This is a genomic window from Janthinobacterium lyxosi (assembly GCF_051380665.1).
Classification (GTDB): domain Bacteria; phylum Pseudomonadota; class Gammaproteobacteria; order Burkholderiales; family Burkholderiaceae_D; genus Janthinobacterium.
In genome coordinates this window covers 1-22863 of the sequence record NZ_JBNYXM010000018.1, presented here as the reverse complement: position 1 = coordinate 22863, position 22863 = coordinate 1, and the positions used below count along the sequence as shown (strand labels likewise).

General features: G+C 63.7%; 16 protein-coding genes, 1 tRNA gene and 1 pseudogene. 7 read left to right on the top strand and 11 right to left on the bottom strand.

Annotated elements, in window-relative coordinates:
• Positions 1 to 125: 125 nt before the first annotated feature.
• The 4 genes from ACQ4WP_RS19055 to ACQ4WP_RS19040 all read right to left on the bottom strand — a co-directional run bounded on the left by ACQ4WP_RS19055 (position 126) and on the right by ACQ4WP_RS19040 (position 10189).
• A complete protein-coding gene (locus ACQ4WP_RS19055) occupies positions 126 to 7181 on the bottom strand; it encodes a hypothetical protein (RefSeq protein ID WP_436523351.1) in 7056 nt (2351 codons plus the stop codon).
• Between the two features lie 760 nt (positions 7182 to 7941).
• Positions 7942 to 8943: a hypothetical protein gene (locus ACQ4WP_RS19050; RefSeq protein ID WP_436523349.1), complete on the bottom strand. Its 1002-nt coding sequence runs from the start codon at positions 8941 to 8943 to the stop codon at positions 7942 to 7944.
• Entirely contained in the window at positions 8940 to 9812 is an 873-nt protein-coding gene (locus tag ACQ4WP_RS19045) for an ABC transporter ATP-binding protein (protein WP_436523347.1), read from the bottom strand. Before ACQ4WP_RS19045 ends, ACQ4WP_RS19050 begins: the two co-directional genes overlap by 4 nt.
• Positions 9809 to 10189 carry a GntR family transcriptional regulator gene (locus tag ACQ4WP_RS19040; RefSeq protein WP_077402228.1) on the bottom strand — a complete coding sequence of 127 codons (381 nt, stop codon included), beginning with the start codon at positions 10187 to 10189 and terminating at the stop codon, positions 9809 to 9811. The genes ACQ4WP_RS19045 and ACQ4WP_RS19040 overlap by 4 nt, the downstream gene beginning before the upstream one ends.
• A 246-nt stretch (positions 10190 to 10435) precedes the next feature.
• Between ACQ4WP_RS19040 and ACQ4WP_RS19035 the strand changes: the two genes are divergently transcribed.
• On the top strand, positions 10436 to 12679 hold the full coding sequence (locus tag ACQ4WP_RS19035; RefSeq protein WP_436523345.1) for an NHL repeat-containing protein: 2244 nt from the start codon (positions 10436 to 10438) through the stop codon (positions 12677 to 12679).
• Here the strand turns inward: ACQ4WP_RS19035 and ACQ4WP_RS19030 are convergent.
• The 4 genes from ACQ4WP_RS19030 to ACQ4WP_RS19015 form a co-directional block, all read right to left on the bottom strand.
• Positions 12676 to 13395 (bottom strand): DUF72 domain-containing protein, encoded by a 720-nt coding sequence (locus ACQ4WP_RS19030; protein WP_436523343.1) that lies wholly within the window; start codon positions 13393 to 13395, stop codon positions 12676 to 12678. The two genes, ACQ4WP_RS19035 and ACQ4WP_RS19030, sit on opposite strands and share 4 nt — an antisense overlap.
• Before the next feature lie 69 nt (positions 13396 to 13464).
• Complete coding sequence (locus ACQ4WP_RS19025) at positions 13465 to 14220, bottom strand: UDP-2,3-diacylglucosamine diphosphatase (RefSeq protein WP_436523341.1); 756 nt, start codon at positions 14218 to 14220, stop codon at positions 13465 to 13467.
• 86 nt (positions 14221 to 14306) lie between these two features.
• Positions 14307 to 14798, bottom strand: a complete 492-nt coding sequence (locus tag ACQ4WP_RS19020) for a peptidylprolyl isomerase (protein ID WP_436523339.1) — start codon at positions 14796 to 14798, stop codon at positions 14307 to 14309.
• 70 nt (positions 14799 to 14868) lie between these two features.
• Entirely contained in the window at positions 14869 to 15507 is a 639-nt protein-coding gene (locus ACQ4WP_RS19015) for a peptidylprolyl isomerase (protein WP_436523337.1), read from the bottom strand.
• 278 nt (positions 15508 to 15785) lie between these two features.
• Between ACQ4WP_RS19015 and cysS the strand changes: the two genes are divergently transcribed.
• From cysS to ACQ4WP_RS18985, 6 genes are all read left to right on the top strand, one after another.
• Positions 15786 to 17183 (top strand): cysteine--tRNA ligase, encoded by a 1398-nt coding sequence (gene cysS / locus ACQ4WP_RS19010; protein ID WP_436523335.1) that lies wholly within the window; start codon positions 15786 to 15788, stop codon positions 17181 to 17183.
• On the top strand, positions 17183 to 17902 hold the full coding sequence (locus tag ACQ4WP_RS19005) for a DNA-3-methyladenine glycosylase family protein (RefSeq protein WP_289953354.1): 720 nt from the start codon (positions 17183 to 17185) through the stop codon (positions 17900 to 17902). Before cysS ends, ACQ4WP_RS19005 begins: the two co-directional genes overlap by 1 nt.
• A 54-nt stretch (positions 17903 to 17956) precedes the next feature.
• Entirely contained in the window at positions 17957 to 18931 is a 975-nt protein-coding gene (locus ACQ4WP_RS19000) for an acetyl-CoA carboxylase carboxyltransferase subunit alpha (RefSeq protein WP_436523333.1), read from the top strand.
• 100 nt (positions 18932 to 19031) lie between these two features.
• A complete protein-coding gene (gene tilS, locus ACQ4WP_RS18995; protein WP_436523331.1) occupies positions 19032 to 20450 on the top strand; it encodes a tRNA lysidine(34) synthetase TilS in 1419 nt (472 codons plus the stop codon).
• A gap of 196 nt (positions 20451 to 20646) precedes the next feature.
• On the top strand, positions 20647 to 21894 hold the full coding sequence (locus ACQ4WP_RS18990; RefSeq protein ID WP_426072226.1) for an aspartate kinase: 1248 nt from the start codon (positions 20647 to 20649) through the stop codon (positions 21892 to 21894).
• Between the two features lie 110 nt (positions 21895 to 22004).
• Positions 22005 to 22097 (top strand) — tRNA-Ser (locus tag ACQ4WP_RS18985).
• Between the two features lie 64 nt (positions 22098 to 22161).
• Here ACQ4WP_RS18985 and ACQ4WP_RS18980 read toward each other — a convergent pair.
• The 3 genes and pseudogenes from ACQ4WP_RS18980 to ACQ4WP_RS18970 form a co-directional block, all read right to left on the bottom strand.
• Positions 22162 to 22380, bottom strand: a complete 219-nt coding sequence (locus ACQ4WP_RS18980; protein ID WP_436523329.1) for a helix-turn-helix transcriptional regulator — start codon at positions 22378 to 22380, stop codon at positions 22162 to 22164.
• On the bottom strand, positions 22377 to 22508 hold the full coding sequence (locus tag ACQ4WP_RS18975) for a hypothetical protein (protein ID WP_436523327.1): 132 nt from the start codon (positions 22506 to 22508) through the stop codon (positions 22377 to 22379). Before ACQ4WP_RS18975 ends, ACQ4WP_RS18980 begins: the two co-directional genes overlap by 4 nt.
• A gap of 52 nt (positions 22509 to 22560) precedes the next feature.
• Positions 22561 to 22863 (bottom strand): annotated as a pseudogene (locus ACQ4WP_RS18970) (hypothetical protein); the annotation flags it as partial.

Below are 22863 nucleotides of genomic sequence, written 5' to 3'. Positions count from 1 at the left end.
CCGCGTAATCTCATCCCGTGCTTTTCTGGCCCAAGGCCTGACGCATTTCAAGGTAGGGGCGGGAGCGCGCTGCTGCACGCTCCCGCTGCCGTGCCAGGCGCGGCGCCTGGCGTGGGTGCACGGCGTCAGACGACGAAGTTTGCGGCCGTCAGTTGCGTGATGTTTACCCCGCTCAGCAGCACCAGCGCCGTGTCGATGGCGTTGGCGTTGCTCAGGTCAGTCGAGTGATACACCGTCACGGCGCCGCTGTTTTGCGCATCGGCGATGACGATGTAGCCCTGTCCTGACAAGACGCTGTTGTCGGCCGCGATGGCGCTGGCCGCAGCGCCGATCGACACGGACGTGCCGTCGAAGATGAACAGGTTGTCGTTGCCAAAGTCCGTGCCCACGTTGACGCCCACCGCCACCGACGCCGTCAGGTCGGCGATGGCCGACATGTCGATCACGTCGCCGCCAGCGGCCGGCAGGCCGGTGCTGAAGTCGGCCACCGTCAGCGGGTTGTGCAGGGCATTCTGGCTCAGCACGAACAGCTGGCTCGCATCCGTCAGGTCGGCCAGGGCCTGGGCCGCTGCCGCCGCTGCGGCATCGGCATTCGCCGCCACCGTCAGCGAGCCCGCGTCCGTCAGGTCTGCCTGCGCCTGTGCTTGCAGGGCGGCGGCCGCTGCCGCATCGGCGGCCAGGTGCAGGGCGCTGGCGTCCGTCAGGTTGGCCGTTTGCGCCGCCGCCAGCGCCGCTGCCGCTGCCGCATCGGCAGCCTGGGTGAGTGCCACGGCATCGGTCTGGTCGGCGATGGCTTGCACCGCGGCGGCGTGGGCGGCATCCGCATTCGATATCACCGCCAGGGCGTTGGCGTCGGTCTGCGCGGCGAGGGCATTTGCCTGCGCCAGGGCGATGTCGGCTGCCTGCGCGTCGGCATTGGCCTGGGCTGCCGCCGCGTCATCCGCATAGGCCGCGTTGGCATTGGCGTGCGCCTGCGCCGCTACTGCTGCCGCGCTGGCGGCGGCGGCATCGTCGGCTTGCGCCGCTTGCAGGGCCAGCAGGGATGCCGCTGCCTGTGCCTGCGCCAGCGGGGCCGCCGCATCGGCGGCATGGGCGGCCAGCGCGGCTGCTGCCGCGTTGTTGGCGTTAAGGGTGGCAGCGGCAGCCGCCGCATCGTCGGCCTGTGCCGCCTGCGTGAGTGCCAGCGAGATGGCTGCCTGAGCGGCAGCTGCCGCGGCGGCGTCATCGTCGTTTTGTGCAGCGGTGGCCGCTGCCAGTGCGCTGGCCGCTGTTGCCGCCGCGCTGACGGCGAGCGCATCGGCGGCGATGGCCGCCGTATGCGCGGCGGTGGCGGCAGCGGCATTCGCCGCTGCCTGATTGGCGGCCGTATCGTCGGCCTGTGCTGCCTGTGCGGCGAGCAGCGCGGATGCCGCTGCCGCTGCGCTGGCGATGGCGGCGGCATCGGCTGCTGCCGCGGCCGTGGCAGCCGCTTGCGCGAGGGAGGCGGCGGCCGCCGCGTCCGCTGCGGCCTGGTCGTCGGCGACGGCGGCGTTGTGCGCTGCCTGGGCGTTGGCCGCGTTGGCCGCTGCCAGCGCGGCCGCCGCATCATCGGCCTGCGCCGCCTGCGTGGCTGCCAGGGTAATGGCAGCCGCGACGGCCGCTGCCGCGGCGGCAACATCGGCGTCATGCGCATTTTGCGCCGCCAGCTGGGCGGCCGCTGCCGTGGCAGCGGTGGCGGCGACGTTGGCGTCGGCTGCCAGGGCCGCATCCAGCGCCAGTTGCGCATTCGCGGCGGCCGTGGCGGCGGCTGCCGCGGTGGCATCGTCCGCCTGGGCATTGAGCGTGGCGGCCAGCGAGATTGCCGCTTGCGCCGCTGCCGCTGCCGCGGCGGCATCCGCATTTTGCGCCGCGACGGCCGCCGCATGCGCCGCAGTCGCATTGGCGGCAGCGGTGGCGGCCGCCGTATCGTCGGCCTGGGCCGCTGCCAGTGCCGCATGGGCAGCTGCCGCATTGGCATTGGCCTGGGCCGCATCATCGGCCGCACCCTGCGCGGTGAGGAGGAGGTTCAGTTTCAGCGTCCTGTCATTGTCGGCATCCGTGGCGTTGACATCGGCCGTTACGGCGGCGCTCAGGTTGGCGATGGCCGCGTTGAGTGCGGCATGGGCATTGAGAGCCGCTGTGTCGGCCAGTTGCGCCGCCAGGGTGGCCGCCGCCGAGAGGGCGGCCGTATGCGCGGCATTGGCGGCGGCATTGTCGGCGGCCAGCGCTGCGCTGGCGGCGTTCAGTGCGTTGTTGGCCGACGTGGCAAGGGCCGCAAGGGCGACATCGGCCGCCAACGCGGCATCGGCAATGACTTGTGCGGCTGCCGCAGCGACCGCCGTGCTGGCCGCCGTGGCGTCGACGCCCAAGGCGGCATTGGTGGCGGCGAGCGAGGCGCTGGCCGTCAATATCGCCGCGTTGAGTGTGCTTGTGGCCGCATTCAGGGCTGCCTGGGCGTTGGTCGCCGCAGTGGCTGCTGCGGCGGCGAGGCTGTCGTCGGCCAGGGCCTGGTTCAGCGTGGCCAGCGCGTTCGCTGCCGCTGCCGCAGTCGTGCCGACGGCGAGATCGGCTGCCTGCGCGGCCTGCGTGGCTGCCAGCGAGATGGACGCCGTGAGGGCGGCCGCGGCGGCGGCAATATCGTCGGCTTGCGCGTGCTGCGTGGCGGCGGCCGAGATGGCGGCCACGGCGGCGGCGGCGGCGGCAGCCGTGTCGGCGGCGGTAGCGGCAACGGCGGCGGCCGTGGCGTTGCTGGAGTTCAGCACAGCCGCAGCGGCCGCTGCATCGTCGGCCAGTGCCGCATTCAGGGAGGCCAGCGCGTTGGCGGCGATGGTGGCGGCGCTGGCGGCGGCGTTGTCGGCCGTTTGTGCTACCTGCGCAGCGGCCAGCGAGGTGGCGGCCAGGGTAGTGGCCGTCGCTGCTGCCAGATCGTCGGCGACGGCGGCGGCGGTGGCTGCACTTGCCGTCACGGCGGCGGCGGCCGTGGCGGCCGCATTCGCGTCCGCTTGCAGGGCGGCATTCAGGGCGGCCAGGGCATTGGCGGCCGTCGCTGCCGTCGCGGCGGCGGCGGTATCGGCCGCCTGCGCCGCCTGGGCCGCTGCCAGCGAGGTGGCAGCTACGCCGGCGGCGGTGGCCGCGAGGGTGTCGTCCAGCTGCGCCGCCGTGGCTGCCGCCTGGGAAGTCAGGGCCAGGGTGGCGGCGGCGGTGGCGGCATTGTCGGCCGCGAGCGCATTGTTCAGGGCTGTCAGGGACGCTGCCGCCGTCGCGGCTGTCGAGGCGGCCGCCGCATCATCGGCTTGCGCCGCCAGCGCCGCGGTGTTCGACAAGCCCGCCGTGGTGGCGGCGACTGTGGCTGCCAGCGCTGCCACCAGGTCGAATGGATGCTCGGCCGAATAGGCGGCCAGGGCGGTGGCATTCGCGGCATCGTTGTTGGCGATGGTGGTCAGGGCGGCGGCATCCGTCAGCGCCGCCTTGGTGGCCGCCACGGTGGCGGCCGTGACGTCGAGCGTGTGGGCAGTACCCAGCAGGACGGCATCGGTGAGGCCAGCGACGGTGGCGGCGGCCGTGGCGGCGGTGGCATTCACGGTCGCCACCAGGCTCAGGGCGACGGCGTCCGTCAGGTTGGCCGTCGTTTGCGCGGCGGTGGCGGCAGCCGCGTCGACGGTGGCCGTCAAGCCCAGGGCGACAGCGTCGGTCAGGGCGGCGGTGGCGGCAGCCGTGTTGGCGGCGGCCGTGGCGGCCGTCGAAACGGTGCCCAGGGCCACGGCATCGGTCAGGCTGGCGGTGGTGGCGGCAACGCTGGCGGCCGTGTTGGCAGCCGTTGAAACGAGGCCCAGTGCCACGGCGTCGGTGAGATTGGCCGTCGTTTGCGCCGTGGCGGCCAGCGCTGCATTGGCCGTGGCGACCAGGCCCGATGCCGTGGCGTCCGTCAATGCAGCGCTGGCGGCAGCCGTGTTGGCGGCCGTGGTGGCGGCTGTCGAGACGGTGCCCAGGGCCACCGCATCGGTCAGGTTGGCAACATTCGTCGCCGTATTGGCGGCTGCGGCAGCGGCCGTGGCGATCAAGCCCAGTGCGGCGGCATCCGTCAGGTTGGCCGTTGCCTGCAAGGCGTTGGCGGCGGTCGCGTCGGCCGTGGAAATGAGTGCCAGCGCCGTCGCATCCGTCAGCGCCGCCAGGTTGGCGGCCGACGCGGCAGCCAGGCCATCGGCGGTGGAGATGAGGCTCAGCGAAATGGCATCGGTCTGGCCAGCGGTCGTGACGGCCGCGGCGGAGGCCGCATTGGCGGCCGACGAGACCAGGCCCAGGGCCACGGCATCGGTCTGGTTGGCAACAAATTGCGCCGTGGTCAGGGCATTTTGCGCCAGCGTATTGGCGACGCTCAAGTTGGTGACAGCAGTCTGGGCGGCAAGTTCAGCTGCTGCATCGGCAGTGGAAACCAGGGCCAGCGCACCCGCATCGGTCAGGGCGGCCGCGGTGGCGGCAGTCGCGGCGGCGGCCTGTGCCGCGGCAGCTGCGCTGACGGCCGAGATATCGATCCCGCCCAGCAGGGCAGCCGCTTCCGCCGCCGAGACGGCGGTGGCCGCAGCGGTGATGAGCGCCCCGGCGTTGGTCAGGTTGGCGGTGACTTGCAAGCCGGCCGCCAGCACGGCATCGGCGGTAGAGGTGACGGCAAGAGCGAGGGCATCCGTCAGGCCGGCAGTGATATCGGCATTATCGGCATCGAGCTGCAAGGCATTGACGGTGGCCGTCAGGTCGATGACGCTGGTCTGGCCGGCCGTGACGTTGGCAGTCAATGCGGCGAGGTTGGCCAGATTGAAAGCATTCAGGGCAATATTGACGTCCAGCAGGGTAGCTTGTGCATTGGCGGCGGCCGCATCGGCATCGGCCTGGTCGGCGGCTTGCTGCAGGGCGACAACATCGGTCTGGTCGGCAACTGTCTGCGCATTGGCGGCATCGCTGGCGGCGGCTGCGTCGGCGGCAGCCAGGGCCGCCGCGTCCGTCTGGTTGGCCGTCGTTTGCGCCGCCAGCGCGGCGGCGGCATCGGCATCGGAAATCAATTGCAGCGCGGCGGCATCGGTCAGCCCCGCTTGCGTGGCGGCGCTGGCGGACGTGCTGGCGGCCGCATTGGCCGTGATTTGCAGGGCCGCCGTGTCGCTCAGACTGGCTGTGACGACGGCATTCGCCGCCACGCTGGCGGCAACGGCGGCGGTGGCGTCGAGCGCGACGGCATCGGTACTGGCGGCCAATGCGGCGGCAGCCGCCGCGGCGGCATCGGCATCGGAAATCAAGGCCAGCGCGGCGGCGTCGGTCAGGCCGGCCTGCACCTGCGCCGCATCCGATACCAGGGTAGCGGCATCGGCGATCAGCCCCAGGGTGGGCGCATCCGTCATGTTGGCCTGTGTCTGCGCGTTTGCCGCGTTCGTGGCGGCGGCGTCGGCGGCGGCCTGCAGGGCGACAGCATCGGTGGCGTTGGCGATCGAGGCATCCCAGGCGGCGACGCCGGCAGCGGCGTCCGCTGCCATGGACAGCGTCACGGCGTCTGTCAGACCCGCTTGCGTGCTGGCTGCTGCTGCGGCGTTCGTGGCGGCGGTGGCGGCGATGCCCAGTGCCGCTGCGTCGCTGGCATTGGCGGCTGTCGCGGCATTCGCTGCCGTGGTGGCGGCGGCATTCGAGGCGGCGGCGAGAGCGGCAGCATCGGTGGCGGCGGCCACGCTGGCAGCAGCGGCGGCGCTGGCGGCATCGGCATCGGAGATGAGCGCCAGGGCGGCGGCATCCGTCAGGCTGGCCTGTATGCCTGCCGTGACGGCTGCATTGGCGGCGGCGGACGCCGCCAGGTCCAGCGCGGCGGCGTCCGTGGCATTGGCCAGCGCCGTGGCAGCGGCGGCAGCGGCGGCATCGTTGGCCGAGATGACACCCAGCACCGCTGCATCGGTCAGCGCTGCCTGGGTGTTGGCTGCAGCGGCGACTACATCGGCTGCATCGGCGATGACTTGCAATGCCGGGGCGTTGCTCTGGTCCGCTTGCGTTTGCGCCGCATCGGCTGCGGCGTGCGCGGCGGCGGCGTTGGCCGCGGCCGTGGCGGCAGCCGCATCAGCATTTTGTGCCGACGTGGTGGCGGCCTGCGATGTGGTAGCGGCGGCAGCGGCGGCGGCTGCCGCGCTGTCGTCATTTGTGGCGGCGGTAGCGGCTGCCTGCGCGCCGGGCACGGCGGCGGCCGTGCTGGCCGCCAGAACATCGTCGCTGCTGGCGCTATTGGCGGCGAGCAAGGCGGCCGCCGCGGCAGCGGCGGCCTGTGCCGCCAGTTGGTCGGCGAGGATGGCGGCATTTGCCGCTGCCAGCGAAGCTGCTGCCGTGGCCGCTGCGGCGGCGGCGCTGGCGTCATCGGCCAGGGCATTGGCGGCGGCGGCGACGGCGGCCGCGGCGGCCAGCACGGCCGCGTCAGTCACCGTGATGGTGGTGGATTGATTCCCCGTGCCACCCTGGCCGCCGGTCGAGCCTCCCGTACCTGTGCCACCCGTACCGCCAGTACCGCCCGTGCCTGTACCACCGGTGCCGCCGGTGCCCGTTCCTCCCGTCCCCGCGCCTCCCGTGCCGCCGGTTCCCGTGCCACCCGTGCCGGACCCGCCGGCCGCGGCACCGCCTCCGCCGCCAGCGGCGGCGGCAACCAGGCCAAGGCCGCCGAGCGCGCCCAGCACGCCCAGGCCGCCCAGGCCGCCCGCAGCGCCGGCGCCGCCACCCGCGCCAGCCGACGCGCCGGCAACGTCCACGACACTGCCGCTGGGGATGCCGGCGGTACCTGCGCCAGTGCCGGCCGCGCCAGCGGCGCCACCATTGTTATCGCTTTGCGGCGTGCCGAGGTCGGCCCCGCCGGTGCCGGCCTGGCCTGCAGCCGCGCCACCGCCACCCGCGGCCAAGGCGGCTGCAGCCACCGCCGCCGCCGCGCCCAGGGCGCCGGCATTGCCGCTATCGGCGCTCCCCGTGACTTCGACGACATTTTCAGGCGGCATGGTCTGGCTGGCATCGGCTCCTTTTATCAGTTCATCTTCGTCATATTGCTTGCGGTCGCCGGTTTTCGGGTCGACGGCTTTTTTTGCCGGCGTGGCGATCTTGGCGCCAGCGCCATCGGCATTGACGGGAACTTGTGCTGGATTTTGGGTGGTGGCCATTTGAAAGTCTCCGGAAGAGGTTATATACTCGTTCAATTTTTTAAAATATTAAAAAATTAATAATTAAGTTCGTTTCCTTACTTACTCCGGCGTGGCTTGGGCCGTGGTCGAACTTTGGTGTTGCCGATGTTGATAGTGACAAGTAAAACATAAATGGAAAAAAATCGCTGGCGTAAAAGAGCGCTAATTCAGCAGCATTAAAAATGCTGATTTTGCACTTGTTTCGCAGGGTGATTATTTCTTGCATTTTGTTTCGCCTGCAACTGGCTTACCTGGTGATATTCGCTGGCAGGACAGCGTATTTTTATGAGGTCCGCACCTGCGCTCACTATGATGAGTGTTTCAATTTTGAAACTTTAAATTTCATTTTTATCACTTCCCATGACACTATTCTGTCAAGCTTTGCGCAAAGGGATAGTCACGAATTGTCACGAAATGGGATATTTCTACTGAGTTTTCTGCCATGCGCCAGTATTTCCGCGCCCTTTATCCCAAAAGCCATCCCGCTATCGGATTGCTAGTTGTTGTTTTTTTGTTCGCTGATTATAAAATGTGATTGCTAATACAATGCGATAGAAATAATTATTTATAATTTTCACATTTATTTAATACTATCGATTGAATAGCCTTTATTTGATGCGGAGATGCGTTGATAATAACTATCAGGAAAGTAGCTATTATTTCAGGTGCCTGGGGGGTGCGGAAATGGGAAACGCCCCGACGGGCGGGGCGTTTTTTCGGGGATGCGATAGGGCGCTTGTCAGCCTTCCTCGCGCCAGCGGCGCAGGCGGATGGCGGCGTAAATCAGCGCCGCGCCTGCCGCCGCACCCAGCCAGACGGCTGGCAGGGCCAGGCTGGACCAGGAATTGCTGAACACATCGATGCGTGCCATGTGCGATCCCCCCTCTGCCAGGGCGTGCATGCGCGGCAGAAGTTCCGGTTCAAACAGATACCAGCTGCCGGGGAGGGTGCCCAGCAGGGCGCGTCCGATGACATTCATCTGTATCCAGCTGACATCGCTTTCCGTCTGCGTCAGCTTGCCGGCCCAGACTGTCAGGATGAGCAACAGCAGCGGCAGGCCGACGGCCCACAGGAAGACTTTCGACTTGGCCCAGCTCGAGACCATCAGCAACCAGCCAACCGTCGGCAAGGCCCACAGGCAGTACACGGGCAGCAAGCCGAATACGCGCAGCGGTCCCAGGTACAGGCCGGGAGAGCCAAGCAGTTCGGCAAACACGTGGATGCCGTTGACCGCCAGCACGCCGCTCAGGATCAGGATCAGGGCCAGCGAAGTCAGGCTGGCGGCGGCGGCCACGATCAGCGGCGCGACCAGCAGGGCGATGGCCGCTTTCGACAGCACCGTCTGCGCATCCGAGATGGGCAGCGATTTCCAGAACAGCACGCTGCGGTCGCGGCGGTCGTCATGCAAGGCGCTCAGGCAATAGAAAAATACCAGGAAGCCCAGTGCCAGGAATAGTGGCGCAGCCGCGTACGTATAGTTGTTGGCGACGGCGTCGATGATTTCCGTGCGGCGCGGACCGAAGGTGCGGGTATTGAAGACGGTGCTCCAGGAAATTTCCTCGCCATTGACGATGAGCGCCGTGTGCATTTTGGTCCTTGCGACGGTCGCGGCCGCCATCAGGGCGCCCAGCACCGTCATGACGACGCCGATCAGGGCCGGCGTCCACACCAGCATGCCCTTGTGTTCCCACAATTCGCGCCGGAGCAGCCATTGCAGCTTGTTTGCAGGCGAAATACTCATTGGTACGATCCTTTCATGGTCGCGACAAACAGGTCAGCCAGGCTGGGCGTGCGTACTTCGCCGAGGGCGGCCAGCTGGGTGCGGGCGACGCCGTCGAACAGCATCACCGACTTGCCGAACACGCTGCGTTCGCTGATCGGCTGCAGGGCGCGCGCCGGATTGACGTGCTGCGGGCCCACCATCACCTCGATGTAGCGCTCGCCCACCTCTTCCATGCTCGAGGCCAGCACGATCTTGCCGTCGCGTATGAACATCAGGTCGCTGAGGATGTGTTCCACTTCCTCGATCTGGTGCGTGGTGATGACGATGGTCTTGTTTTCATCGAAATAGTCTTCCAGCAGGTTCTGGTAGAACTGCTTGCGGTACAGGATGTCCAGGCCCAGGGTCGGCTCGTCGAGCACCAGCAGTTTGGCGTCAATCGCCATCACCAGTGCCAGGTGCAGCTGCACCACCATGCCTTTCGACATGGCCTTGACCTTCATCTTCGGTGACAGTTTGGTATGGGCCAGGTAGCGTTCGGCCTTGCTGCGGTCGAAACGTGGATGCACGCCGGCAACGAAATCGATGGCGTCGGCCACGCGCAGCCAGCCCGGCAGGATGGCCACGTCGGCGATGAAGCACACGTCTTCCATCAGCGCGTCGCGCTGCACGCGGGGATCGCGGCCCAGCACCGACAAGTCGCCCTCGAAGCCTGTCAAGCCCAGGATGGCTTTCAGCGTGGTGGTCTTGCCGGAACCGTTAGGTCCGATCAGGCCAACGATGCGCCCCGGCGCGATATCAAAGCTGATGCCGTCGATGGCCGCCTGCTTGCCATACTGCTTGCGCAGGCCACGTGCGCTGATGACGCTGTCCTTGTTCAATGCATTCATGCGTTCTCTCCGTGTGCGCCGCCGTCGCGGCTCGCTTGCAGTAGTTGGTCGAGGTCCAGGCCCAGGCGGGTGATGTGTTCCAGCAAGGCTGGCCATTCTTCGCGCAGGAAGCGCTCGCGTTCACTGGCCAGCAATTTGTCGCGGGCGCCTTCCAAGACATACATACCGAGTCCTCTGCGTTTTTCCACCAGGGCATCGTCGACCAGTTCCTGATAGGCGCGCGAGACCGTGATGGGATTCAATTGATAATCGGCCGCCACCTGGCGCACCGAAGGCAAGGCGTCGCCGGACTGCAGCACGCCATCGAGCATCATGCCCACCACCCTGGCCTTGAGCTGGCGGTAGATGGGGCTATTGTCGTTCCATTCCGCGCTCATGGGATGCGCTCCGACAAGGGCGGGGCGGTGCGGCGCGTGAAAAATGCTGTAGGCATCGAAGCTCCGTGATGTATTGAGTTGGTGTTGTAGTTAACTATAACAGTAAAAAATTGGATGTCAATACAATCTGTGTATTTTCAACATTGTTAAACGGGTAATATGCTGGCTCTCGAATAATGCCTATTGGAAACTATTCGGCGGAAATCTTCCTCAACAGCAATGAAAGCAACGATGAGAATAAAGTGCATGGAGAAACAGAATCTGTTCGGGCGCGTGGCCTGCGGCCTTACCTTGTTAATCGGATTGAGCGCCTGCGGCGGCGGTTCCGGTGGTTCCAGCGATGCGGGTGCGCCGGTCGCACCAGTCGTGCCGGTGGCCGAGGCGCCTAGCTACCTGCTAGGCGGCACGGTAAGCGGGTTGGTGTCCGGCGCTCAGGTGGTGCTGGTGAACGGTAGCGACAAAGTCACCGTCACGGCCAACGGCGCCTTTCACTTTGCGGGCAAGCTGGCGCCGGGCGCCAGCTATGATGGCAAGATCGAAAGCACATCCGAGGGCCTCGGTTGCAGCATCGCCAAGGGCGCGGCGACGGTGGGTAATTCCGACGTCAACACGCTGGCCGTGCGTTGCCTGCCTGTTGTGCTTGCCGGCGTGCAGGAGAAAATCCAGAATGTGTCTGGCATGGTGCAAGATGCGGCCGGCAACTATTACATCGCCGATGCTGTGCGACAAGTCATCCATAAGGTCACGCCTGCCGGCGCCTTGAGCGTGTACGCGGGCATCTCCGGCAAGCCAGGCGCCGACGATGGCGCCGCTGCGGCAGCCACTTTCCACATGAGTAGCGGTGTGTCGATCCTGGCCATCGACCGTGCAGAGAATCTGTATCTCTTCGAGAATTGCAATACCCTCTTGCGCAAGATTACGCCAGCTGGCGTGGTCAGCACGGTGGCGGGACAGCGCGGCGCAGCCTGCGATTGGTCAACTCCTGAGACAGTGGCCGCCGATGGGCAAGGGGCTCAGGCGCAGTTCGCCTGGACGACGGGCATGGCCATGGATAGCAATGGCGATATCCTGCTTGCGAATGCGGTGCAGCAAATGATTCGCAGGGTGACGCCCGCTGGCCTCGTCAGCTCCGAAAAGCTGGTTGATGGCAAGGGGTACCGGATATCCCCATCGCAAATTGCCGTCGATGCCAGCGGCACGATTTACTTCAGTGAAGGGGCTGGCAGCCGGATATTTCGTTGGCAGCAGGGAGTGGCCGTCGTGGTCGCGGGAAGCAACAAGCGCGTGAGCGCGGACGGCAAAGGCGCCGCCGCCAGTTTTAGTAACATCCGAGGCATGGTCACTGACCGTGACGGTAATGTGCTGCTGGCCGATTCCGCCTCTATTCGCCGGGTTACTCCGGATGGCAGCGTGACGACCCTGGTGGGCGGGACGGTGAGCGATGCGGCTGGGGCTTCGGCCGGCTGGACAAACCTCGGTTCGCTCTTGCTGGAGCCTTCAGGCAGCATGATAGTCCACGATGTCAGCAAGCACCGTTTGAACAGGTTTGACACGGCAAAGGTGTTGTCCGCCATGCCTTTCATGCCGGGCAATAGGCGGGTGGTCGGAGCTGTCGGCGGGGCGGCCCGTGTGGGATACGTGGGGAGCTCGGGCATGTGCAGCGATCCTGCCGGCAACGTCTATTTGCTTGATATGCCAAACAAGGTGTTGCGCCGTGTCACCCCGGACGGTGTCTTCAGCGTCTACGCGGGCATCGCTGGTATCGCCGGCAGCAATGACGGGCCGCGCGCAAGTGCGACCATGTTTGGTCCTGTCGCGATCGCTTGCGACCAGGATGGCGCCGTATATTTTGCCGACAAGGCAGCGGCTGGCGCCGCGTTTAACCTGCGCAAGATCAGCAAGGATGGACAGGTGTCGACACAGGAAGCTTTGCCTGCCGGTACCGGCAAGCCTTTGCAGTATCGGCTGGCGATCGACAAGGAGGGCTATATGGCCTGGCTGGGCTGGGGCCCCGACGGCATCTTCCGCCGCCCTCCCGGCGGAACGTTCTCGGCGTTCCTGTCATTTGAAGCCATGATGCTCTCGCTGGGCGAGACTGCTTACAATTGGGAACACATGGACCCGGGCAGCCTGGTTTTTGACAGCAAGGGCAATCTGTATTTTGACGATAGTGTGTATCAAGTCGTCTTCAGGGCCGATCGCACAGGCAGGGCCAGCGTTTTTGCCGGTACCCTCAACAAGGGCAGCGGCGGCGATGGTCCGCCAGGCGTAGGCGGCTTGCCGTTTTCGGGGGCGTCCAGCCTGGCCTTCGATGCGAGCGACAATCTGTACCTGAGCGGCCAAGGCTGGGTGCGCAAGATCGATACGGCTGGCGTCATTTCCACGCCAGCATTGGCATGGGGCCATCCGGACATCAGTATCCTCGCCTTCGGCAACGGTACCTTGTACGGCTTCACGACCCAGGCGGTGCTGCAGACGCCGTTGCCCTAGGCGCTGATCTGTGCTTGCAAGTCCAGCGCATTGAACAGGGCGGCCCCGGCCGCCGTATTGTCGAAGATGCACCAGCTGTCCGCCTGCACCGATGCGTGCAATTCGGCGGCCAGCGTCGCCAGATAGCTGGCCGGATAGTCCGAATGGTATATTTTCGGGCTGCCGTGCAGGCGCAGGTAGGCCACGCTCGTGGTCGGCACGTGCGGCCCCGGCTGTCCCGCGGGCGGATCGGCCCGCACGCGCGTGATGCGCTGCATCGTTAACAGCTCGGTCGCGCCTGCCTCGAACCAGCTGGGGTGGCGCGCTTCGCAAGCGAGCATGCCGTCGAAGCGCTGGCGCAGCGCATGGAAAAATGCGGCGGCCACGTCCGCCTCGAAATGCAGGCTGGGCGGCAGCTGCACCAGCACGCAGCCCAGCTTACTCCCCAGTTGCATGACTTCTCCCGCAAAGCGATCCAGTTCGGCCGCACAGTCGCGCAAACGCCGTTCGTGGGTGATGCTGCGCGGCAATTTCACGCTGAAGCGGAAATGTTCGGGCACGCTGGCGGCCCAGCGCGCGTAAGTGGCGCTCTGGTGCGGGCGGTAGAAGGAGCTGTTGATTTCCACGCAGTCCAGCACCTGGGCATAGCGCTGCAGGTGGCTGCCATCGAGGGGGAAGTGGCTGGCGGCGGCGCTGGAAAGGCTCCAGCCGGCCGTGCCGATGTAAACAGTATGCATGGCGCCATTACAGCAAGGCCAGGCGGGCGCGGCTATCGGACAAATGCCCGTGCGGTGGTCGGCGCAGGCCTAGTCGATGATGTCGCCGTTGAGATCATGGCGCGTGATGTTGCCGCGCGCATCGATGGCGATCCAGCCGCCGCGTTGCTGTTCCGGCGTCGTCACGTCGCATTCCCAGTCGGGCAGGACATAGCGCAAGGTATTGTCGACTACATGCAGGGCAGGGCGGTGCGTATGGCCGTGAATCATCACGGTGCTGGCGTGTTCGGCAAACACTTGCGCGACAGCGTCGGCGGTGACATCCATGATGTCCATGGATTTTTCGCCATTGTGCTCGCGGCTGCTTTGGCGCAAACCGTCGATGATGGCCTTGCGCTGTGCCAGCGGCATGGACAGGAACTGTTTTTGCCAGGCGGGCTGGCGCACCATGGCGCGAAACTCCATGTATTGCACGTCTTTCGTGCATTCGGCGTCGCCATGCAGCAAGACGATGCGCTGGCCGGCAATCGTGGCCGCATGCGGTTCGCTGAGCAGGGTGGCGCCAGCGGCGGCGGCAAAGCCGGAGCCGACGAGGAAATCGCGGTTGCCGGCGATCCAGTACACGTGCACGCCAGCATCGCTGACGGCGCGAATGGCAGCCGTCATGCGCGCATTGAACGGGTCTTCCAGGTCATCGTCGCCGGCCCAGTATTCGAACAGGTCGCCTAATAGATACAGCGCTTGCGCGTATTGCGCATGGTGTTCCAGGAAAGAAAGAAACGCCGCGCTGGTGCGCGGGTGCGAGCTCTGCAGATGCAGGTCGGAAATAAAGAGTGCGGCAGGCATTGTCATCGTTCAACGCTCCCAAAAAGTGAAGTGCATGGAGAGGCGAAAACGCTGCAATGCCTGTTATTCATGATGCCAGAGCCTGATTAAGCGGCTTCTATCTTCTCGATGATGACGTCGGTCACTGGCACATCGGCAAACATGCCGGTGCGCGAGGTTTTTACGGCGCGGATGGCGTCGACGACTTCCTTGCCGTCCGTGACTTTACCGAACACGGCGTAGCCCCAGCCGTCCTGGCCTGGATAGTCGAGGAAGCTGTTGTTCTTGATGTTGATGAAGAACTGGGCCGATGCCGAGTGGGGGTCCGACGTGCGGGCCATGGCCAGCGTGTAGGTATCGTTTTTCAGGCCGTTCTTGGCTTCGTTTTCCACGGTGGTGTCGGCAGGTTTTTGTTTCATGCCTGGCTCGAAACCACCGCCCTGTATCATGAAGCCGTCGATGACGCGGTGGAAAATCGTGTTGTCGTAGTGACCGGCTTGCATGTAGGCCAGAAAATTGGCAACCGTTTTCGGCGCTTTCTCGGCGTCCAGTTCAGCGGTGATCTTGCCCAGATTGGTGGTGATGATGACGGAGGTCATGATGATCCTTAATAAATTAGATGAAGAATGATTCGACGGCCCCGTGGTTCAGGGCCGCAAAAACGCTATTTTACAGTTTTGCGGGCGCTGATTTGAGTAAAGTCGCCGATTCGATCACCACGGGGGTGACCGGCACGTTCTGGTGCGGTCCCTTGTCGGCAACGGGCACGGCCTTGATCTTGTCGACCATGTCCATGCCGCTGACGACTTTGCCGAACACCGTGTAGCCGAAGCCGTCGCGGCCAGGGTAGTCGAGTGCGCCATTGTCGTTGACGTTGATGAAAAATTGCGAGGTGGCCGAATGCGGGTCGCCCGTGCGCGCCATGGCGATGCTGTAGCTGACGTTTTGCAAGCCGTTTTGCGCCTCGTTCTTGATCGGCGCTTTTGTCGCTTTCTGCTTCATGTTCTTGTCGAAGCCGCCGCCCTGTATCATGAAGCCGTCGATGACGCGATGAAACACGGTGCCTTTGTAGTAACCGCTCTTGACGTACTGCAAGAAATTGGCCACGCTTAGGGGGGCTTTTTCCTGGTCCAGTTCCAGCACGATCTCGCCCATGCTGGTTTTCAGGGCCACGTGCGGCGTGGGGTCGAGGGCAGCCGAAGGGGTTGCAGGTGCGGCTGCCACGACGGCGCTGCCCAGGGTGAGGCCGGCAAACAGGGTACAAAAGCGGGCCAGGAAAGACAGGCGTTTCGATTTGATTTCTTGCATGAAGGTGTCCTTGATCGTTATTTTTCTCTAAACTTGCTTTAATTGTAAAGAAATGAAAAATTGCTTGAGCAGCGTAAAAACCTGATTCATATCGGGCCAGTATGGTTTTTATCAATGTTATACTTGACCGCTAACGCCCTAATTCTAACAAACAAGAACAACACTATAGCGGCTCGACCAGTCTTGGCGCACACGGCAGTTCAGTGGCGCGGCACCCCCGGTGTCCGCGCCTGTCTGTCGTTTTGCCAGGCTGGCGACCGCTCCACTTGCAAAGTACGATGAGCAATCTAAAGATTTACAACACCCTGGCTCGCGAGAAGCAGGTATTCGTCCCGATGGAAGCTGGCAAGGTACGCATGTACGTCTGCGGCATGACCATCTACGATTATTGCCATATCGGCCATGCGCGCATGATGATGGCCTTCGACGTCATCTACCGCTGGCTGAAAGCCTCCGGTTTCGATGTCACCTATGTGCGCAACATTACGGACATCGACGATAAGATCATCCGCCGCGCCGTGGAAAACGGTGAGACGATTTCCCAGTTGACGACGCGTTTCACCCGCTACATGGATGAAGACACGGCCGCGCTGGGCATCTTGACGCCCGACCACACGCCGCGCGCCACCGAGTACGTGCCGCAGATGCTGCGCCTGATCGAGCAGCTGGAAGCGAAGAACCTGGCCTACCAGGGGGCCGATGGCGACGTCAATTACGCTGTGCGCAACTTCTCACACTACGGCAAGCTGTCGGGCAAGTCGCTCGACGACCTGCGCGCGGGCGAGCGTGTCGATGTGAACACGGGTAAGCGTGATCCGCTCGACTTCGTGCTGTGGAAGTCGTCGAAAGAGTCGGAACCGGAAGAAGTCAAATGGGACTCGAAATGGGGCAAGGGTCGCCCGGGCTGGCATATCGAGTGCTCGGCCATGTCGTGCGCCTTGCTCGGTGAACAGTTCGACATCCACGGCGGTGGCGCGGACTTGCAATTTCCGCACCACGAAAACGAGATCGCCCAATCCGAAGGCGCGTTCGGCCATACCAGCGTGAATTACTGGATACATAACGGCTTCGTGCGCCTGGATAATGAAAAAATGTCCAAGTCGCTCGGTAACTTCTTCACCATCCGCGAAGTGCTGCAAAAGTTCGATGCCGAAGTGATCCGCTTCTTCATCCTGCGCGCGCACTATCGCAGCCCCCTGAATTACTCGGATGTGCACCTCGATGATGCGCGCCTGTCCCTGACGCGCTTGTACACGGCGCTGGCCGACGTGGTGGTGGAAGAGGGCGCCATCGACTGGAGCGAGGCGCATGCCGCCCGCGTGGCCGAGGCCATGGATGACGATTTCAACACGCCGCTGGCCGTGGCCGCCCTGTTCGACCTGGCGACGGAAGTCAACAAGAGCAAGTCGCCGGCCCTGGCGCGCCAGCTGAAAGGCCTGGCAGGCGTGTTCGGCTTGCTGGAGCGTACGCCGCAGCAATTCCTGCAAGCGACCGTCGGCGCTGCCGCCGGTGGCGAGGACGAGGCGGCCGGCATCGAAGCGGCCATCGCGGCGCGCAGCGCGGCGAAAAAGGCGCGCGACTTTGCCCAGTCCGACAAGATCCGCGCCGAACTGTTAGCGGCAGGCATCATTCTCGAAGACAAGCCTGACGGCTCGACCAACTGGCGCCGCGCATGATGCCAACGTCCAGGGAAAACGGGGAAGCGCCCAAGGTGACGGACTTGGCGCAGGTGATCCAGGTGCCGCACTACTGGGAAGAGGCGAAGATCGAGCTGATGAAGCGCGACCGCATCATGAAAAAGCTCATCCCGCAATTTGGCGACCTGCACCTGGTCGGCCATAGCGACCCGTTTACCACCCTGGCCCGTTCGCTGGTGGGCCAACAGATTACGCCCAAAGCGGCGGATGCTGCCTGGAAAAAGCTGTTGGCCGCTTGCCCGAAATGCACGCCCTCGCAAGTATTGAAGGCAGGCGCCGAGCAACTGTCCGCCTGCGGCTTGTCCAAACGCAAGACCGAATACATCCTCGACCTGGCCGACCATTTCAAGGCCAAGCGCGTGCACGCGAGCCAGTGGGATCAGATGGATGACGAAGCCGTCATCGCCGAACTGGTGCAGATCCGCGGCATCGGGCGCTGGACAGCGGAGATGTTTTTGATATTTAATCTGCTACGGCCGAATGTCTTGCCGCTTGACGACCCCGGTTTGATCCAGGGTATCAGCGTCAATTATTTCTCCGGCGAACCTGTTTCCCGCAGCGATGCACGCGAAGTTTCCGCCAATTGGGAACCGTGGCGCACCGTTGCCACTTGGTATTTGTGGCGCAGTCTCGATCCCGCAGCCGCCCCTGCCGCACCCGATGCAGCCCCCGGCGCAGCAGCCGGTACGGTAAAATAAACATAGATAACGCCGCGCGCCCTGGCGCCGTGGCCGGTAAAACCTGGAGGTACAATGACTAAAACGACTTTCCTCAATTTTGAACAGCCGATCGCGGAACTCGATTCCAAGATCGAAGAGTTGCGCTTCGTGCAAGACGATTCGGCCGTCGACATCTCGGAAGAGATCGACCGCCTGGCCAAGAAGAGCCAGCAGCTGACCAAAGATATCTACGCCAAGCTGACGCCGTGGCAAGTGGCGCAGATCGCGCGCCACCCGCAGCGTCCCTACACCATGGATTATGTGAATGAAATCTTTACCGATTTCCACGAATTGCATGGCGACCGCAGCTACGCGGACGATTTGTCCGTCGTCGGCGGCCTGGCCCGTTTCAACGGCCAGCCGTGCATGATCATCGGCCACCAGAAGGGGCGCGACACGAAAGAGCGCGCCCTGCGCAATTTCGGCATGCCGAAGCCGGAAGGCTACCGCAAGGCCATGCGCCTGATGAAAGTGGCTGAAAAGTTCAACTTGCCCATCTTCACCTTCGTCGACACGCCAGGCGCCTTCCCCGGCATCGACGCGGAAGAGCGCGGCCAGTCGGAAGCCATCGGCCACAACCTGTACGTGATGGCCGAACTGAAAGTGCCGCTGATCGCCACCATCATCGGTGAAGGCGGCTCCGGCGGCGCGCTGGCCATTGCCGTGGGCGACGCCGTGCTGATGCTGCAATATTCGACCTATGCCGTGATCTCGCCGGAAGGCTGCGCTTCCATCCTGTGGAAGAGCGCCGAGCGCGCTTCCGACGCGGCTGAAGCGCTGGGCCTGACTGCCCACCGCCTGAAAGCCATGGGCCTGATCGACAAAATCATCAACGAACCGCTGGGTGGCGCCCACCGCGATCCGAAACAGATGGCGACCTTGCTGAAGCGCGCCCTGGCCGACACCTTGCGCCAGTTCCATGGCATGAAAACCAAGGACTTGCTGCAGGCGCGCCATGAAAAACTGTTGAGCTACGGCAAGTTCAAGGAAACGACGCCGAGCGAGTAAGCCATCGCCGGCACGAGCCGGCAGCAAGAACACCAGGGACAGTCCGCTAAACGAACCCATCCGTTTAGCCGCCTGTCCCTCTTTGCATTCCTGGAGTCTTATGAAAAAGCAACAAACCGCCACCGTCGCCGATATTTTCGCCAGCGCGCTGGACGCCTGCGTGCCGCCAGCGGGCGGTCCCGTCGGCATTGCCCTGAGCGGCGGCCTCGATTCCGCGGCCCTGCTGCACCTGGCGCATGCCTGGGCGCAGGAGCAGGGCGTGACCCTGCACGCGTTTCACGTGCACCACGGCCTGAGCCCGAATGCGGATGCCTGGCTGGCGCACTGCGAGCAATTGTGTGCCGGCATGGGCATTGCCTTTGACGCACGCAAGGTCACCTTGGAAAAGAATGCGAAGACGGGCACGGAAGAGGCGGCCCGCAAGCGCCGCTACGCGGCCCTGGGCGAGCTGTGCGCCACGCATGGCGTGCGCCTGCTGCTGACGGCCCACCATCAGGATGACCAGGCTGAAACGGTGCTGCTGCAATTGCTGCGTGGCTCCGGCACGGCGGGCTTGTCCGGCATGGATGGCGCCAATAGCGCGCCTGAGCTGCTGGGCAATCCGGACCTGGTGATGGCGCGCCCCTTGCTGCCCGTGTCGCGCAGGCAGCTCGAAGCGTATGTAGCGAAACATGCGATTGCGCACATCCACGATGAATCAAACGATGATCCCCGTTTTGCCCGCAATGCCTTGCGGCACCAGGTGATGCCCGTGCTGGCGCAGGCCTTTCCCGGTTTCCAGGAACGCTTCGCCCGCAGCGCCCAGCATGCGCAGTCGGCGCAGCGCCTGCTGACGGAACTGGCGACGCAGGATTTGACAAACTGTCTGGACGGCGATTGCATCGAGCTGGCGAAATTGCGCGAGCTGAGCGCGGACCGCTGCTACAACCTGCTGCGTCACTGGTTCGGCACGCGCGGCTTGCGCATGCCATCGACGGCGTGGCTGGCGGAAATGCTGGCACAGTTGCTGGAAGCGCGGCCCGATGCGCAATTGCTGGTCACGCATCCCGAATGCCACGTGCGGCGCCACCGCGACCGGCTGTATCTGACGCCGAAGCTCGATGACCTGGCGGGCATGCGCGACAAGAGCGACGCGAACATTCCCGGCCTGGAAAAAGCCAGCCAGCAATTTTCGTGGCAGGGCGAAGCCAGCCTGGCGTTTCCCGCGTATGGCGGCGTGCTGCATTTCGATGCGGTGGAAGCGGGTGGCCAAGGCATCGATATTGCTTGGTTGCAAGCTCAAACCTTGACGATCGATTTCCGCCAGGGCGGCGAGCGCCTGAAGCTGGCCCTGAACCGTCCCACCAAGAGCTTGAAATACCATTACCAGGCGTTTGACGTGCCCGCCTGGGAGCGCGAACGCCTGCCCCTTGTCTGTGCGGCGCAACAATTGCTGTATGCGGCGGGTATTGGCCTCGATTGCCATTGCCTGAGTCTGCTGGATCGTCCCCGCGTGGCCCTGCGCTGGATCTCCTGCTGAGCGTAAGGGTAGCCGCCACGGCCACTCTCGGGGTGGCCGGCAAGTGGCTGCCCATGCGCTCCCGACTGCATGGATTGGTTATTTCCATATGCGCAATCGGTATGAGCTAATGCGCTTTTTAGCTTGTTATTTTGCATTGCGGCATGTAGAGTAAAGCCCTCCTTTTTTATTCTTCTTGAGCGGAAACTTCACTCTTATGGCTTTAATCGTCCACAAATATGGCGGTACGTCGATGGGCTCGACTGACCGTATCAAGAATGTCGCCAGGCGCGTTGCCAAGTGGCACGACGCCGGGCATCAAATCGTGGTGGTGCCATCGGCCATGTCGGGCGAAACCAACCGCCTGATTGGACTGGCCAAGGAAATCATGGATCAACCCGATCCCCGTGAACTTGACATGATCGCCTCGACAGGCGAACAAGTGTCCGTCGGCCTATTGTCGATGGCACTGCTGGCGATCGGCAAACAAGCCGTATCCTATGCTGGCTGGCAAGTCGCGATCAAGACCGATTCCGCCTTTACCAAGGCACGCATCCAGTCGATCGATGACGAAAAAGTCAAACGCGACCTCGATGCGGGCAAGATTGTCATCATTACCGGTTTCCAGGGCGTCGACGAGAACGACAACATCGCGACCCTGGGCCGTGGCGGTTCCGACACCTCGGCCGTGGCCATCGCCGCCGCCATGAAGGCGGCTGAATGCCTGATCTTCACGGACGTCGATGGCGTCTACACGACCGACCCGCGCGTGGTCTCCGAGGCGCGCCGCCTGAAGACCATCACCTTTGAAGAAATGCTGGAACTGGCTTCGCTGGGTTCCAAGGTGCTGCAAACGCGCTCGGTGGAATTTGCCGGCAACTACCGCGTGCCCACGCGCGTACTGTCGTCGCTGACCGACCCGATGTTGCCGCTGGAAATAGAAGCCAATTCAGGCACCCTGATTTCGTTTGAGGAAGATACAAACATGGAACAAGCAGTCATCTCCGGCATCGCCTTCAATCGCGATGAAGCCAAAATCACCGTGCTCGGCGTGCCCGACCGCCCAGGCGTGGCCTACCACATCCTGGGGCCGGTGGCGGACGCGAACATCGAAGTCGACATGATCATACAGAATCAGTCGGTCGACGGTAAAACGGACTTCACCTTCACCGTCTCGCGCGGCGAATATACGCGCGCGCTGGCCGTGCTGGAAGCGAACCGTGAATCGCTGGGCGCTGCCAGCATCACGGGCGACGCGAAAGTGTCGAAACTGTCCGTCGTCGGCGTGGGCATGCGCAGCCATGTTGGCGTGGCATCGCAAATGTTCCGTACCCTGTCGGAAGAGGGCATCAACATCATGATGATCTCCACTTCCGAAATCAAGATCTCCGTGTTGATCGATGAAAAGTACATGGAACTGGCCGTTCGCGCGCTGCATAAAGCGTTCGAGCTGGAAAAAGCTTAAATATCTAAAAATATTGCCCCACGCCCTTGACCAAAGGGGGGGCAATCGATATTATGACGTTCGTCGCTGCAGCGCAGTTAGCTGCAAAGACATAGTTGAGTAATCAGCTAGGAGACGTGGCCGAGTGGCCGAAGGCACATCCCTGCTAAGGATGCATACGGCTTATACCTGTATCGTGGGTTCGAATCCCACCGTCTCCGCCAGTATTGTGAAAAAGCCCCTGTGAAGGGGCTTTTTCTTTTTCCCCTACCCACATCTCTACCCCCATTACTTTTTTGCCGTTTGCCCGTGCGCTTCAGCGATGATCTTGTCCTGCCAGTCAGTGATCGCGCTCGAATCCCACACCACCGCGCGCGGCCCCAGGCTGATCGGTGCCGGAAAGGTGCCCTTCTTGATGCGGTCGTAGATGGCAGTGCGCTGGATGCCGACGATCTCGATCACTGATGGCAGGCGCAGGAATTTTCGTACTTCGCTCATATCGCTCATTTTTCGCTTTCAGTTAGTTTCAAAGTGCCTTTTGATTGGTTCTCGGTCGCCGCATCGGCGGCGTGCCCGCTACCACCGCAAGCAGGACAATCGAGCTTGCTGTAGGCCGGCTCGGCGCCGTCATTCATGAAGACCAGGCCAGCTCGCGCGGCGATTCGGCCGGCGCTGCTTGGCGGGCGCTCATTGCGCCGCCGGCTTGCGGCGACCGAACCAAGCGACAGGGCCGTCGTTCTCTTCGTCATACAGGGCAAGCAGAAACCAGCCTGGGCCTGGCGCCGTGGGCTGCCAGTCGACCAATGCGCTCGGATCGCCATCACCTTCCAGGTAACGCTCTGCCAAGTCGGGTGCATCGCCATCCATCCAGATGCGCTGCACCTCCAGCTCCTGGGCGTCTATCCATTCCTTGAATTTGGCGGCATCGCCTTCGTCAAAGGGTGGCAGCTCAGGATGCTCATACCAGCCTTGAGCATCGCGTATGACTGG